Source organism: Gammaproteobacteria bacterium (assembly GCA_030949385.1).
Classification (GTDB): Bacteria; Pseudomonadota; Gammaproteobacteria; order JAUZRS01; family JAUZRS01; genus JAUZRS01.
In genome coordinates, this window is record JAUZSP010000003.1 from 236,823 (window position 1) to 250,259 (window position 13,437).

Here is a 13,437-nt window from a genome sequence, read left to right on the forward strand (position 1 = left end):
TTCAACTCAACTGCATCGCTTTGAGTTTTTTTCTCACCGCAGGCAGGTGACGACGGCTGATGTCCAGACGCTGTTCTGAATTGCGAAAACAGATTAAATAACCGCCTTCGTTGTTTTTCACAATGCCGGAGATGTGGCTGTTGGCCACCAAGGCGTTGCGATGAATGCGGGTAAAACCGTCGTTAAATTCCTCTTGCAGCAGCTTGAGTGAATCTTCGATCAGATCTTCGCCCTCTTTGTGGTGAATGGTGACGTATTTGTGTTCGGCTAAAAAGTAGAGAATCTGCGGCACGGGGATCAGGTTAAGGTTGCCCCGTTGGCGAACACAGATGTGGCTGCGGGCAGTCTGTCGCTCTTCTTGTACTGCGGCGCTGAGTTGAGCGCGATTGGGTTTAACCGCTTTGTGCAAGGCTCGTTCGAGGCGTTCTTTGCGGATCGGTTTCATCAGATAACCCAGCGCATGGGTCTGAAAGGCATCCAGTGCGTGGTCGCTGTAGGCGGTGGTGAAGATGATCGCAGGAGGTTGTTCTAGGGTGGTCAAATGTTGAGCGGCTTCTAGACCGTCCATGCCCGGCATTCTGATGTCCATTAGGATCACGTCGGGCTGTAGGCGATCCGCCAGAGTCAGTGCGCTGTGGCCGTTATCGGCCTCGCCAACCACGGTGTAGTCGGAAAAGTCTTCCAGTAAGCGTTGTAGACGTGAGCGGGCTAGGGGTTCATCGTCAACGATCAGTACGTTCATAGTTTTACTCTCTCTCCCAAAGGGGCTTCCAAAGTAACGCGGTAATGGTTGTTTTTCAGCTGTACGCTCATCTTGCCACGGTTGGCAAAGGCGAGCGCAAAACGCTGGCGAACGTTGTCTTGGGCAATTTGATTGCCCGATTGTGCTTTTTTACCGTCAGTAGGTACGGGGTTGCTGATTTCGATTCTGATGCACTGTTGGCGTTTTTTGGCGGTAATGCGAATGGTGCCGCCTTTGGGCAGTTGTTCAATGCCGTGGTAGACCGCATTTTCCACCAGAGGTTGAATGCTTAAGGCGGGTAGATTGATGGCGTAAGCGGCTTCATCAATGTCCCAGATGACACGCAGACGGCTGCCCAAACGCAGAGATTCGATGCGTAAATAACTGCGTGCCAGCTCAAGTTCGTCTTCTAAGTTAAGGCTTTCACTGCTAGAGAGGCTGGCGCGAAACAGCTCGGAGAGGTCTTCCACCGCTTGTTCGGCCAAAATAGGGTCGGAGCGGGTCAGACTGGCAATGATGTTCATGCTGTTAAAGAGAAAATGGGGGCGAATGCGCGCTTGCAGTGCTCGAATGCGTGAGCGAGCTTCGGCTTCAATGTGCAGTTTTGATTGGTGTTGAATGTAGAGGTAACGCAGGGCAATGGCGGTGATGATCAGGCTGATGAGCAAGTTGCTCAGCAGTGAATCGAGCAACCAATCTTTTTGCAAACTGGCGGCGATGCCGGTGAACAGGGTGATGGCGTAAGAGAGCAGGGTAAAGAGGATCGTTAGGGCTTGAATGAGGCCAAAACTGATTAGAGCGGCTTGCACGTTGTTCAAACGGCGTAAAAATTTTTGCAGTGAGCACATGATGGATATGCTGCTCAGGGCGATCCACTGAATAAACAGGGAAACCAGCGCCAAATAACTGAGGCGATCCATAAAGCTGCCCGGTTGAGCAATGGCGAGAACCATCGCCAATAGTTCGGCGACCAAAATGATTATAATTAAATTCCCTTTTTCACAAAAATCGGGTAGAAAAAGACCGCTCAATTGCGTTGATAGAGGCGGATCTTTATGGGTGATTTGTGCCATAAATTAAGGAAAAACTGTCATTATTGTATAAGTGAATAGGGTTCCGAAAGCCTTTTGTCGGATAAATTGATCATACTCGTGATTATTATAAAAAACTGCAAGTGGTTGATTATTTGAGTTGTTTCACCGCTTAACGGCCATTTTGCTGTTATTAACGGTCAATGTGCTTGCTATACTTGGGAATAATTAACAGTGAGAGGCAAATATGAGTCAGGAAAACAGCAGAAGCAAACTTCTGAGTGGACGTTTTAGTGAGGCCACCGATGCCTTTGTTCAGGAATTTACTGCTTCGATACATTTCGATAAGCGTATGTATCGTCAAGACATCGAAGGTTCACGAGCACACGCCAAGATGTTGACTAAGGTGGGGGTGTTAAATGACGAGGAGTTGACCTCGATTTTAACCGGCCTAAATGAGGTTGAAGCGGATATTGAAGCGGGACGGTTAGAGTGGTCGGTGGCGTTAGAAGACGTTCACATGAACATTGAAGCGCGTTTGACCGACAAAATTGGTCTGGCAGGCAAAAAACTGCATACGGGGCGCTCGCGCAACGATCAAGTGGCGACGGACATTCGTCTCTATCTGCGCGATGAGATGGAGCCTATTTTGGCGCAGTTGCAACGTCTGATGGAGGCTTTGCTGGATCAAGCTGAGAACAACGCCGAGGTGATTATGCCGGGCTTTACCCACCTGCAAACGGCTCAACCGGTCACCTTTGGCCATCATTTGTTGGCGTGGTTTGAGATGTTGATGCGCGATGCGGATCGTTTGTTGGATTGTCGTAAGCGATTTAATGTCTTGCCTCTGGGGGCAGCAGCTTTGGCCGGTACCAGTTATCCCATTGACCGTTTTTACACCGCTGAACTGTTGGGGTTTGATGCGCCAACGGAGAATTCGTTGGATTCGGTTAGTGATCGTGATTTTGCCATCGAGTTTTGCGCGGCTGGTGCTTTGATCATGACCCATCTGTCGCGTTTCTCTGAGGAGCTGGTGCTGTGGGCGTCGGCGCAGTTTGATTTTATTGATCTGCCCGATCGGTTTTGCACCGGTTCTTCCATTATGCCGCAGAAAAAAAACCCCGATGTACCTGAGCTGGTGCGCGGTAAAACCGGTCGAGTGAATGGCAATTTGATCAGTATGTTGACCCTGATGAAATCACAGCCTTTGGCCTACAACAAAGACAATCAAGAAGACAAAGAGCCGCTGTTTGATACTATTGATACCTTGCTGGGCTGCTTACGCGCCTTTGCCGATATGATGCCAGCGGTGACAGCCAAACAAGAGGTGATGTACGCCGCTGCCAAACAAGGGTTTTCCACGGCTACGGATCTGGCTGATTATTTGGTTTGTAAAGGTTTGCCGTTCCGTGATGCTCATGAGGTGGTGGGTAAGGCGGTGCAGTTTGGGGTGCAAGAGGAGCGTGATTTGAGCGAGATGAGCTTGGCAGAGTTGCAGGTTTTTTCAGACAGCATCAGTAAGGATGTGTTTGAAGTGTTGACGCTGGAAGGTTCGGTGGCCAGTCGGGATCACATCGGTGGTACTGCACCAAAACAGGTCAAACAGGCGGTGGTGCGCGGTCGTCAGCGTCTGCTTGATTTGTTGCAAGTAGGCTAAAATGCAGTGCTCAGTTCAGGTATTTGCGACTTAGGTTTTGCAGCGCGTTTTTTACCTGACTGTATTCATTGACCAGCTGTTGTTGTAATAGCTCGGCATGTTCTGCGTCACCAGCACGGCCTTTCTGTTCCAGTTCAAAGGCGACGGCCATTAGACGTTCTGCACCCAAATTTCCGCTGCTGCCTTTGATGCGGTGAGCGGTTTTGGCTAAGGCATCGCTGTCGTGTTGGGCGATGGCGGTGCCGGTTTGTTCAATCAGCTCGGGGATTGTGTCTTGAAATGTCTGTAGCAGAGAAGGCATCTCTTCTTCCATGATGTCGCACAGCTCTTCAAACATTGTCTCGTTGATGGTGGTTCCCATCGTGACTCCTTTCCGTTAAAAAATAGTATCGTATCGCTTATTAAAGAATTTTTATTCTATTATAGTCTCAGTTTTGTTAGAAAATCGAGGAAGATCCTTATCTTTTTCGATTTGCCTCGTATTGATTGGCGACTATGAGGACTTCAGGGACACGTGCTTTTATCGCTGCGGCTATTTCATAAGATAGTCCAGGAATGGGTTTTATGCTGACCCAAAGCACGTTGATTTTTAAATTAAGGTCGGCAAAGACAATTTTGTCTTGATAGAGGTCGAAAATTTTTTCGATCTGGAGCACTGTTTCTTGTTGTTGCTCTAAGGGCTTTTTGTTGAGTTTGGGAATGTGTAGGATAAAATCAAACAGAGAAACGCCGTTTTCATCTCGTTTTGGGGCGCGCTGCCAAAGCGGTTGAGAGGGCTCTAAACCGAGGCTACTTTGCACTGATGTGCCATGTTGTTTGTCGAGTTTCATAATATGATGCGCTCATTTTAATGTTGTTATTAACCATGTTCTTATTTGGTCGATTTCATCGGCACAAAGGCTGTGTGCCATCGGATATTCTGACCATTGAAAGGGGATCTGCTGCTGTTGTAACGTTTGGTAGGAGGTTTGGGCAACATGAATGGGAATGACGGAATCCTGCTGGCCGTGGGCGATAAAAATAGGCTGATTTTTGTGGGGGTGTTTTAGATCTTTTGGCAGAGGCAGATAGGAAGAGAGGATCATCAGACCGGCCAGTGGTTGTGAGGTGTGTAAACCGCAGTGCAGGGCAATGGCTCCACCTTGAGAGAATCCGGCCAGAATGATCTGTGCATGAGCGATGCCGCGCTGGTTTTCTCGTTGGATCAGCTGTTCGACTTGAGCGCAGGAGTGCAAAATGCCTGCGCGGTCTTGTGGGTGCTCAAAGTCCAATGAGGTGAGATCGTACCAAGCGCGCATGGTTTGTTGGCCATTGATGGTAATGGGACGAATCGGAGCGTGTGGGAAGATAAACCGCACCCCACCCAACTCCGTGGGCAGGTGCAGTTCTGGCACGATGGCCTCAAAGTCATGGCCATCGGCTCCCAAGCCGTGCAGCCAAATAACGCTGTTTTTGACCTGTTCGGCGGTCTGTAATTCGACGCACTCTAGGATATTGCTTGTTTGCTGCATTGTGTCTTCTGCCTGTGAGTTTATGCCTTGGGGTTGATTATTTTAGCGCTTTGATTTTCTCGAAGATAGTCAGCCGTTATACTGTGAAAAATTGAATTAAGTGAGTGAATGGCATGTATTTTTGTTGGTCTCGATGGCTTTTTTTTGCGGTAGTGGCCGGTTTGGCGCTGTTGAGCATGTTGAGCGGCTGTGGTTTGAAAGGGCCACTTTATTTGCCAACGGAACCCGCCGCTGAGCCTGTGCAGGCGCAGGAATCTGTGGCTCAAGACAATAATAGGAAGTAGGATGGATTTTTTTGATTATAAAAACAAGCGGTTGTGTGCAGAAAGCGTTGATTTAAAAGAGTTGGCGGCGGAGTACGGTACACCGTTGTACGTCTATTCGCGGGCGACTTTGGAGCGGCATTGGCGTGCCTTTGATGATGCGTTGGCTGAACGTCGTCATTTGGTCTGTTATGCCGTTAAAGCCAACTCCAATGTGGCGGTGCTGAATGTGCTGGCGCGTTTGGGTTCGGGTTTTGACATCGTCTCCGTGGGTGAGCTGGAACGAGTCTTGGCGGCGGGCGGTGATCCCAAAAAGGTGGTCTTTTCCGGTGTGGGTAAACGTTCATCGGAGATTCGGCGCGCACTGCAAGTGGGGATTCGCTGTTTTAATGTCGAGTCGTTGCCAGAGCTGAAGCGGATCAATCGAGTGGCAATGATGGAGGGCAACGTGGCTGCGGTGTCGCTGCGGGTCAACCCCGATGTGGACGCAAAAACACACCCCTACATCTCTACGGGTTTGAAAGAGAACAAGTTTGGCATTGCGGTAGATCAGGCTTTGACGGCGTATCAATATGCGGCTTCGCTGTCGAATTTGCAGGTGGTGGGCATTGATTGCCATATCGGTTCTCAATTGACGGAGATCGCTCCCTTTGTGGCTGCGTTACAGCGCGTTTTGGCGTTGGTGGAAAAGATCGAAGCGGCGGGTATTGAGCTTCAGCATCTGGATCTGGGCGGTGGCTTGGGTATTTGTTACGACGATGAGACACCACCAGAACCACGGCAGTGGGCTGAGGCCTTAAATGCGGTGTTGGGGGATCTGGACAAAGAGATTATCATCGAACCAGGGCGTGCCATTGCGGGTAATGCGGGTATCTTATTGACCGAGGTGGAGTTTTTGAAACCCACGGAGAGCCATAACTTTGCCATTGTGGATGCAGCGATGAACGATCTGCTGCGTCCGGCACTCTATCAAGCGTGGCAGAAGATTGTGCCGGTTCTGCCTCGTGACGGTAAAACAGAGGTGTACGATGTGGTCGGGCCGATCTGTGAAACCGGTGACTTTTTGGGTAAGGGGCGTGAGCTCTGTTTGCAAGAGGGGGATCTGTTGGCGATCCGTTCATCAGGGGCGTACGGTTTTACCATGAGTTCCAATTACAACAGCCGTCCGCGTGCCGCTGAGGTGATGGTGGACGGTGAGCACGCGCATCTGGTGCGTGCTCGTGAAACTGTGCAACAGTTGATGGTGGGCGAAAGCCTATTGCCGGAGTGAGAAAAGATCATGTTGCTTAATTTTACAAAAATGCACGGTTTAGGTAATGACTTTGTGGTGATTAATGCCTTTGAAGCCCCTGTGAATTTAGGTGTTGAGCAGTTGAGGTTTTTGGCGGATCGTCATGTTGGCGTGGGCTGTGATCAGATTTTGCTGGTGGAGCGGGCGCAGAGTGAACACGTGGATTTCCGTTATCGCATCTTTAATGCCGATGGTGGTGAAGTGCAGCAGTGCGGCAACGGTGCGCGTTGTTTTGCCCGTTTTGTGCTCGATGAGGGGTTGAGTAACAGCGCTGTGATCCCAGTAGAGACCGCAGGTGGCAATATTGTTTTGTACCTGCAGGAGGACGGTCAGGTGAAGGTCAATATGGGACAGCCTCGTTTTGAGCCTTCGGCATTGCCTTTTTTGGCCAATGAAGTCGCACACTCTTATTTGTTGGAAGTGGAGGGTCGGTCATATCAAGTTGGGGCGGTTTCGATGGGTAATCCTCATGTGGTGTTACAAGTAGAGGATGTTGATTTGGCTGCGGTTTCATCTTTGGGGGCATTGATTGAAGTTCATGATCGTTTTCCTGAGCGGGTAAATGTCGGTTTTATGCAGATTCTGGATCGTGATTCGATTCGGCTGCGGGTTTTTGAGCGTGGTGCGGCGGAGACCTTGGCCTGTGGCACCGGTGCGTGCGCGGCGGTTGCGGTAGGGCAACGGCAAGGTTTATTGGCGGACAAGGTGCAAGTCACATTGCCAGGAGGCACTTTGTCCGTTGAGTGGCAGGGAGAAGGTCATGATCTGTATATGACTGGGCCAGCAGAGCGAGTTTACCAAGGAGAGATTGAGTTATGAAAAACCAGTTGAACCCAGCACAGTCCACAGAACTGCCCAGTGAGGCGGAAGTGAGGCGTTATCTTGCTCAGAATCCTGATTTTTTTGAGCGTAATGGGGCATCGTTAGAGACGTTGGAATTGAAACACGCTTGCGTCCCAGCCGCTTCATTGATTGAACGACAGGTACAGCAGTTGCGAAGCCGTTCACAGCAGTTGGAATTGAAGCTGCAAGAGCTGCTGCGGGCGGCGGGCAATAATGATCGTCTGGCTGAGGCGCTGCAACAGTTGGCTTTGGGGCTGTTTAAGGCCAAAAATATTGCTGCTGCGCTTTCCTTAACTGAAGATCTGCTGAAGCAGCAATTTTTGGCAGATCAGGTTGTGATTCGTCTGCAGGTTGAAATGCCCAAACGCACGGCAAAAAAAATCCAACACTATTTTGTCGCTGAGGCTGGTAACTGGTCTGTGTTTGAGGATCTGTTGTTGAGCGGTCGTATTGTCTGTGGGCGCTTGCTGAGCGATCAGCTGCGGTTTTTTTCTCTACAAAGTGAGCTGCAAAAAGGCTCTCATGCGTTGATGCCTCTGCTCAGTGGGGAGCGAATTTTAGGAGTGATGATGATCGGAAGCCATGATCCCGATCGTTTTAGTCCAACTATGGGGGTTGATTTTTTAAATCATTTCTCTCAATTGCTTGCCGGTCGTTTGGCGCAGTTTTTTAAATAGTTGCTGGTTTTTTATAAATATGCCCTCCGATTTACAACAGGATATGCAGCAGTTTTTGCAGGTGCTTTCTGTGGAGCGGCGTTATTCTTCCTACACCATTAATGCGTATCAGCATGATATCAGCGACTTTTTACGTTTTTGTCAGCGTGCTTCCTTGTCCAGTTGGAAACGCGTGGGGCAGGCTGAAGTGCAGCGTTATATCAGTATCAGTCATCAACGTGGATTGAGTGGTCGCTCTCTGGAGCGTCGTCTATCGGCGTTGCGTTCGCTGTTTAAATTTTTATTGCGTGAAGAGTTGATGGTGCATAATCCGGCGGTGATGGTACATGCCCCCAGTGGTGAATACACCTTGCCGGTGATTCCTGATGTGGCGCAGGTGCAGGCGTTATTAGAATCGATGTTAACAGGACGTTTGGGCAGTCGTGATCGAGCCATGATGGAGTTGTTTTACTCTTCTGGGTTGCGCTTGATGGAATTGACCTCATTGAACATCACTGATTTGGATCAACCGGATGGTTCGGTGCGGGTGCGGGGTAAAGGCAGCAAAGATCGCATTGTGCCGGTGGGTGAAAAAGCCTGGTTGGCGCTTCGATCTTGGTTTGTGGCGCGAGAGAGTATGGCCAATGCCGATGAGACGGCGCTGTTTGTTTCGCAACGAGGAACGCGTATTTCCGTGAGGGCGATTCAGTCGCGGTTGCGTTATTGGTCAGAGCGGTTGCAGTGGCACCACGCATTGCATCCGCACATGTTGCGTCATGCGTTTGCCAGCCATATTTTGCAATCCAGTGGTGATCTGCGCGGGGTGCAGGAGTTGTTGGGTCATGCGGACATTGCGACCACCCAGATTTACACTCATCTTGAGTTTCAGCATTTGAACGAGGTGTATCAGCGGGCGCACCCTCGGGCGCGGAAAAAAGGCTCAGAGTCTTGATTGAGATGTCGGGTTAGATGTTATCCCAGACCGAATCAAAATAACCGTCCTGTTTTTTCTCTTTTTTCTCTACGTGTTCATCGTCGCTGGTATTGATGTGGAATTGAGTAAAAAATCCCGTATGGCGCAAAATATCTTTGAATTGAACGTGCATATCTTTGTTCATGATTTTGATATTGGCACGACTTCCCACTTTATACATGTGTGATGGCGTCAGCAGAGAGGTGGGCTGATCCAGAGACATGTCTTCAGGAAAAAAGAGACACTCCTGCTGTTGTTCGCTGGCGAAGGTTGGGTTTTTGGTTTCCACATTGACTGCAAAAGCACGGGATGAAAGCGCTTGTACGCCGATCTCAAAGGTCTGCTTTTCCAGAAAACGCATCCAGCGAATGACGCCAATTCTCCAAGAGGCGTTGCCATTGCGATCATTTTCTCTTAGGCCGAGAATTTCACCAACGTGAGCTTTGGATTGGCTGGCACCCCGTCGAAGTAGGCCAAAACCACCTGGGCTGGTATTGAGTAGGCTCCATTGTTGATCGTCTTTTTTTGCCTGTGGTTTGTTGTTTTGTTTTTTTTCTGTCTGTTTTTCTTTTTCTTGTTCGTAGTGGTTGTTAAAGACGTTTCCACTGGCGATGTTTTCCCATGAGTCAGAGGCGATTTGGCTGCCTCTAGAGCCAGGGTGGTTGATAAAACCACTGCTACCGGCGTTGCGTCGTTCTTCGATGGGAATAATTTGCAGGTGCATCATGTCTGGGTTGAAGGCATTGGGGGCTGCTTTTGGTTTGTTTGCCGCCGGTGTGCTGGTGGCAGCAACTTCAGCCAGTATGCTGTCGTGAATCGCTTTCAGGCCGATCTCGACGATGGCTGAGGTTTTTTTCGGAATACGACTGTGAGCGCGTTCGATGCTCATGCCCCAATTAACCCACAGGCGTTTTTGAGCGTTGGGAGAGAGGCCATCACCTTCCATCAGAGGAGAGTTGACGTCTTCATCTTCGTTCATGTGGGTGCTGAGTTTGGCCAGCAGTTTGCGCACATCCAGCCAGCGAATTTTTGCGCCAAAGGTGGGGCGCAAATAATCGAGGCTGACAGGCGGTTTGTCACTGTCCAAATTGACCCCAAACAGCCGTCCCAGAGGCGCTGTATTTTGGCTGAGTTGCAAATTACAAAGTTCAGTCCACTCTTCTAGGTCGGTGTAAATGCGTTCCGCTTCACCTCGATGCAGGGTTTCAGGGTGTGCTAAGGCGAGCATCAAAGCGCGTTTGTAGATCTGGCTGATGCTGAGTTTGTCACGTCGTTGCAGCTCGCTGTCTTTGATGGGCAACTCGTGCAGTTGTTTCTCTTCGGCATAATGGTAGAGCTGATGCAGGTCGTACCACAGGCTTTCGGGGATCAGGGTGTAGACCTGAGCGCAACGCAACATGACGCTAGAGAGGTAGTTCATGGCGCGTTGCAGACCGAGAGTGATGTAGCGATTGTGCAGTTGAGAGCGCTCTTGGGTGCCGTCATTAACTACGATTTTGTAGCCGTAAGCCATCTCTTGTAGCAGTGCCAAGTTGAGATCAAAGATTTTACGGGATCGTTCCGGCAGTGGCAGGCTCAAAGAGAGGTAACGTTTCTGCAAGTGATTGTTGATGACGCGCGCCATGGGGCGAAAGGATTCTAGGTATTCCAGCCGTTGGCGAGGGGCAATGATCTCTCGGTTCATCTGCTTTAGAGTAGTAAAAAATTCACGTATCGATTTTTGCACCGTGTTCTCTTGTTGTTCCACTAACCACCGTTTCACCAGACGCGGCGAGCCGCAGAATGCAGAAAATTCGGTTTTTTCTTGGTTTGGAATACAGAGCTTCATAGTCGATTGAGGTGCCTTGGGTTTAGCGTAAAAACGTAACTTACTTAGGTTCCATGAATTGTACCAGTTTCCTGAATAGCACAACATAATCCGTTTTTAACTCAAGGAATGCGGAGAATTTTTTATCGGTTTCTTATGGGTAATTTGTCAGACTTGCCGTTCTTGTTAAGTTTTGGCTTGTGCTGTGGGGGGGGTGATTAGGAAAAGCAAAAAAGGGGGCGGTTGTTTCGAGCCTCTTTGGTGTAGAATTGCCGCCATTCGATTAACGGGAGAGACATCTTGCAGCAGTATCGTGGAACCACGATTATCTCCGTGCGACGGGGAAATCAAGTCGTTATTGGCGGCGATGGTCAAGTGACCTTAGGAAACACGGTTATGAAAGGCAACGCGCGTAAAGTGCGCCGTCTTTATAATGATCGCGTGATTGCCGGTTTTGCCGGTGGCACTGCCGATGCGTTTACTTTGTTTGAGCGTTTTGAAGCCAAGTTGGAGATGTACTCGGGCAACTTGACCCGCGCAGCGGTGGAAATGGCCAAAGATTGGCGCACCGACCGTATGTTGCGTCGTTTGGAAGCCTTGTTGGCGGTGGCGGATGCGGAGAGTTCTTTGGTGATTTCGGGCAACGGTGATGTGATTGATCCGGAACACGGTCTGATTGCCATCGGTTCTGGTGGCCCGTTTGCCCAAGCGGCAGCGCAGGCGTTGTTGGAAAACAGCGAATTGAGTGCGCGCCAGATTGTTGAAAAGAGCCTCAATATTGCGGCGGATATCTGCATCTACACCAATCACAACTTGACCATTGAGGTGCTGGAGACCGAGTAAGGTCTCTTACCTTTTAGACATTCAGTTTGTTTGAATTGCATTTTACCCCCTAGGAAGTGTGTTAAAGCTATGTCACAGATGACTCCGAGAGAGATTGTTCAAGAGTTGGACAAACACATCATTGGCCAAAACGCCGCCAAACGCGCGGTGGCTATTGCCCTGCGTAATCGCTGGCGTCGCCAGCAGGTGGACATCAGCCTGCGCAATGAAATTACGCCGAAAAATATTTTGATGATCGGTCCGACGGGGGTGGGTAAGACCGAAATCGCTCGTCGGCTGGCAAAACTGGCCAATGCGCCGTTTATCAAAGTGGAAGCGACTAAGTTCACCGAAGTGGGCTATGTCGGGCGTGATGTTGAGTCGATTGTGCGCGATCTGATGGATGTGGCGATTAAAGTGACCCGTGAGCAGGAGATGGAAAAGGTTCAGTTTCGCGCCGAAGAGGCAGCGGAAGAGCGCATTCTTGATGCTTTGTTGCCACCTTCACACGATGAGTTTGGTAATAAAGAGCGTTCCAGCGAAAACGGCACACGGCAGAAATTTCGCAAGATGTTGCGTGAACATAAATTAGATGAGCGTGAGATTGAGATTGATCTGCTCGCACCCAGCATGGGGGTGGAGATTATGGCTCCTCCCGGCATGGAAGAGATGACCCAGCAGTTGCAGGGTCTATTTCAGAACATGGGCAATCAGCAGAGCAAAAGCCGCAAATTAAACGTGGCCGAAGCGTTCAAGCTGCTCACCGATGAGGAAGCGGGCAAACTGGTCAATGAAGAGGAGATCAAGCTCAAGGCGTTGGACAACGTGGAGCAGAACGGCATCGTTTTTCTGGATGAGATTGATAAAGTCACTCGTCGTGGCGAGCAGAGTGGCGGCGATGTTTCTCGTGAAGGGGTGCAGCGGGATCTGCTGCCGTTGGTGGAGGGCTGTACGGTCTCGACCAAGTTTGGCATGGTGAAAACCGACCACATCTTGTTTATCGCTTCGGGCGCGTTTCATCTGGCCAAACCTTCGGATCTGATTCCTGAATTGCAGGGTCGTCTGCCGATTCGAGTGGAATTGCAGGCGCTCAACAGCGACGACTTTGTTCGCATTCTGACCGAACCCGATGCCTCCTTGACCGAACAATACAGCGCGTTGATGGAGACCGAAGGCGTGCCGTTGAGTTTTACCACAGAAGGCATTCAACGCATTGCTGAAGCGGCGTGGCAAGTAAACGAGCGCACAGAAAACATCGGTGCCCGTCGCCTGCATACGGTGATGGAGCGATTGCTGGAAGAAGCCTCCTTTGCAGCGGCAGATCTGCCCTCGGGAGAATCAATTAAGGTGGATGTGGCCTACGTCGATCAGCACTTGGGTAACTTGGTGCAGGACGAAGATTTGAGCCGCTACATCCTATAGCGAGTTTTACTTTTTGGAGTTATTGTTATGCCTAAACCTACTGATATTACCTACCACAGCACCTCTCGCATGTTGGATTTAACCTTTGATGACGGTTATTCATGCAGTTTGAGTGCAGAGTATTTGCGTGTGTTTTCCCCTTCGGCTGAAGTACAGGGGCACGGTCCTGGTCAAGGGGTGCTGCAATACGGCAAACAAGATGTGATGATTAAGGGCATTGAGCCGGTGGGCAATTACGCGCTGTTGTTCCGCTTTGATGACAACCACGAGACGGGGATTTTCTCTTGGGAATATTTGCATCGTTTGGGGGAAAATGCCGATGCCAACTGGGAAGATTACCTGCAACGTTTGGCTGCCGATGGCAAAAAACGCGATATGAATGAAGGCTCTGTTTAAGGGTCGAGTGTTACTGTGTAAGC

At 49.9% G+C, this 13,437-nt stretch carries 15 protein-coding genes; 9 read left to right on the forward strand and 6 right to left on the reverse strand.

What is annotated here, in order from left to right; translation table 11 throughout:
• Position 1: 1 nt before the first annotated feature.
• On the reverse strand, positions 2–742 hold the full coding sequence (locus Q9O24_04805) for a LytTR family DNA-binding domain-containing protein (protein ID MDQ7074471.1): 741 nt from the start codon (positions 740–742) through the stop codon (positions 2–4).
• Positions 739–1,815: a histidine kinase gene (locus Q9O24_04810; protein ID MDQ7074472.1), complete on the reverse strand. Its 1,077-nt coding sequence runs from the start codon at positions 1,813–1,815 to the stop codon at positions 739–741. The genes Q9O24_04805 and Q9O24_04810 overlap by 4 nt, the downstream gene beginning before the upstream one ends.
• Before the next feature lie 205 nt (positions 1,816–2,020).
• Between Q9O24_04810 and argH the strand changes: the two genes are divergently transcribed.
• Complete coding sequence (argH, locus tag Q9O24_04815) at positions 2,021–3,430, forward strand: argininosuccinate lyase (GenBank protein MDQ7074473.1); 1,410 nt, start codon at positions 2,021–2,023, stop codon at positions 3,428–3,430.
• A gap of 10 nt (positions 3,431–3,440) precedes the next feature.
• Here argH and Q9O24_04820 read toward each other — a convergent pair whose 3' ends face one another.
• The 3 genes from Q9O24_04820 to Q9O24_04830 form a co-directional block, all read right to left on the reverse strand.
• Complete coding sequence (locus Q9O24_04820; GenBank protein ID MDQ7074474.1) at positions 3,441–3,791, reverse strand: Hpt domain-containing protein; 351 nt, start codon at positions 3,789–3,791, stop codon at positions 3,441–3,443.
• A 97-nt stretch (positions 3,792–3,888) separates the two neighbouring features.
• A complete protein-coding gene (locus Q9O24_04825) occupies positions 3,889–4,260 on the reverse strand; it encodes a hypothetical protein (protein MDQ7074475.1) in 372 nt (123 codons plus the stop codon).
• A gap of 12 nt (positions 4,261–4,272) precedes the next feature.
• Positions 4,273–4,941: a dienelactone hydrolase family protein gene (locus tag Q9O24_04830; GenBank protein ID MDQ7074476.1), complete on the reverse strand. Its 669-nt coding sequence runs from the start codon at positions 4,939–4,941 to the stop codon at positions 4,273–4,275.
• 113 nt (positions 4,942–5,054) lie between these two features.
• On the opposite strand from Q9O24_04830, the gene Q9O24_04835 reads away from it, so the two are divergent.
• From Q9O24_04835 to Q9O24_04855, 5 genes are read left to right on the forward strand one after another with little or no spacing between them, the layout of a single operon-like run.
• Positions 5,055–5,225 carry a lipoprotein gene (locus tag Q9O24_04835; protein MDQ7074477.1) on the forward strand — a complete coding sequence of 57 codons (171 nt, stop codon included), beginning with the start codon at positions 5,055–5,057 and terminating at the stop codon, positions 5,223–5,225.
• Position 5,226: 1 nt separating this feature from the next.
• The gene (gene lysA / locus Q9O24_04840; protein MDQ7074478.1) at positions 5,227–6,474 is read left to right on the forward strand and encodes a diaminopimelate decarboxylase; all 1,248 of its coding nucleotides are present in this window, start codon (positions 5,227–5,229) and stop codon (positions 6,472–6,474) included.
• Positions 6,475–6,483: 9 nt separating this feature from the next.
• Complete coding sequence (gene dapF / locus Q9O24_04845; GenBank protein MDQ7074479.1) at positions 6,484–7,314, forward strand: diaminopimelate epimerase; 831 nt, start codon at positions 6,484–6,486, stop codon at positions 7,312–7,314.
• Positions 7,311–8,015 (forward strand): DUF484 family protein, encoded by a 705-nt coding sequence (locus tag Q9O24_04850; protein MDQ7074480.1) that lies wholly within the window; start codon positions 7,311–7,313, stop codon positions 8,013–8,015. The genes dapF and Q9O24_04850 overlap by 4 nt, the downstream gene beginning before the upstream one ends.
• A 19-nt stretch (positions 8,016–8,034) precedes the next feature.
• Positions 8,035–8,946 (forward strand): tyrosine recombinase XerC, encoded by a 912-nt coding sequence (locus tag Q9O24_04855; GenBank protein ID MDQ7074481.1) that lies wholly within the window; start codon positions 8,035–8,037, stop codon positions 8,944–8,946.
• 13 nt (positions 8,947–8,959) lie between these two features.
• Here the strand turns inward: Q9O24_04855 and Q9O24_04860 are convergent, their stop codons facing one another.
• The gene (locus tag Q9O24_04860) at positions 8,960–10,795 is read right to left on the reverse strand and encodes a hypothetical protein (GenBank protein ID MDQ7074482.1); all 1,836 of its coding nucleotides are present in this window, start codon (positions 10,793–10,795) and stop codon (positions 8,960–8,962) included.
• A 279-nt stretch (positions 10,796–11,074) separates the two neighbouring features.
• On the opposite strand from Q9O24_04860, the gene hslV reads away from it, so the two are divergent.
• From hslV to Q9O24_04875, 3 genes are all read left to right on the forward strand, one after another.
• Complete coding sequence (hslV, locus tag Q9O24_04865) at positions 11,075–11,617, forward strand: ATP-dependent protease subunit HslV (GenBank protein ID MDQ7074483.1); 543 nt, start codon at positions 11,075–11,077, stop codon at positions 11,615–11,617.
• A 69-nt stretch (positions 11,618–11,686) separates the two neighbouring features.
• Positions 11,687–13,018, forward strand: a complete 1,332-nt coding sequence (gene hslU, locus Q9O24_04870; protein ID MDQ7074484.1) for an ATP-dependent protease ATPase subunit HslU — start codon at positions 11,687–11,689, stop codon at positions 13,016–13,018.
• 27 nt (positions 13,019–13,045) lie between these two features.
• Positions 13,046–13,414 (forward strand): DUF971 domain-containing protein, encoded by a 369-nt coding sequence (locus tag Q9O24_04875; GenBank protein ID MDQ7074485.1) that lies wholly within the window; start codon positions 13,046–13,048, stop codon positions 13,412–13,414.
• Positions 13,415–13,437 lie beyond the last annotated feature (23 nt).

Excerpts from the sequence above, each read along its gene's own strand:
- Q9O24_04835 (MDQ7074477.1), top strand. The coding sequence starts at position 5,055 with ATGTATTTTTGTTGGTCTCGATGGCTTTTTTTTGCGGTAGTGGCCGGT.
- hslU (MDQ7074484.1), top strand. The coding sequence starts at position 11,687 with ATGTCACAGATGACTCCGAGAGAGATTGTTCAAGAGTTGGACAAACAC.
- Q9O24_04875 (MDQ7074485.1), top strand. The coding sequence starts at position 13,046 with ATGCCTAAACCTACTGATATTACCTACCACAGCACCTCTCGCATGTTG.
- Q9O24_04850 (MDQ7074480.1), top strand. The coding sequence starts at position 7,311 with ATGAAAAACCAGTTGAACCCAGCACAGTCCACAGAACTGCCCAGTGAG.
- Q9O24_04820 (MDQ7074474.1), bottom strand. The coding sequence starts at position 3,791 with ATGGGAACCACCATCAACGAGACAATGTTTGAAGAGCTGTGCGACATC.
- Q9O24_04810 (MDQ7074472.1), bottom strand. The coding sequence starts at position 1,815 with ATGGCACAAATCACCCATAAAGATCCGCCTCTATCAACGCAATTGAGC.
- lysA (MDQ7074478.1), top strand. The coding sequence starts at position 5,227 with ATGGATTTTTTTGATTATAAAAACAAGCGGTTGTGTGCAGAAAGCGTT.
- Q9O24_04860 (MDQ7074482.1), bottom strand. The coding sequence starts at position 10,795 with ATGAAGCTCTGTATTCCAAACCAAGAAAAAACCGAATTTTCTGCATTC.
- Q9O24_04830 (MDQ7074476.1), bottom strand. The coding sequence starts at position 4,941 with ATGCAGCAAACAAGCAATATCCTAGAGTGCGTCGAATTACAGACCGCC.
- argH (MDQ7074473.1), top strand. The coding sequence starts at position 2,021 with ATGAGTCAGGAAAACAGCAGAAGCAAACTTCTGAGTGGACGTTTTAGT.
- Q9O24_04825 (MDQ7074475.1), bottom strand. The coding sequence starts at position 4,260 with ATGAAACTCGACAAACAACATGGCACATCAGTGCAAAGTAGCCTCGGT.
- dapF (MDQ7074479.1), top strand. The coding sequence starts at position 6,484 with ATGTTGCTTAATTTTACAAAAATGCACGGTTTAGGTAATGACTTTGTG.
- Q9O24_04805 (MDQ7074471.1), bottom strand. The coding sequence starts at position 742 with ATGAACGTACTGATCGTTGACGATGAACCCCTAGCCCGCTCACGTCTA.
- Q9O24_04855 (MDQ7074481.1), top strand. The coding sequence starts at position 8,035 with ATGCCCTCCGATTTACAACAGGATATGCAGCAGTTTTTGCAGGTGCTT.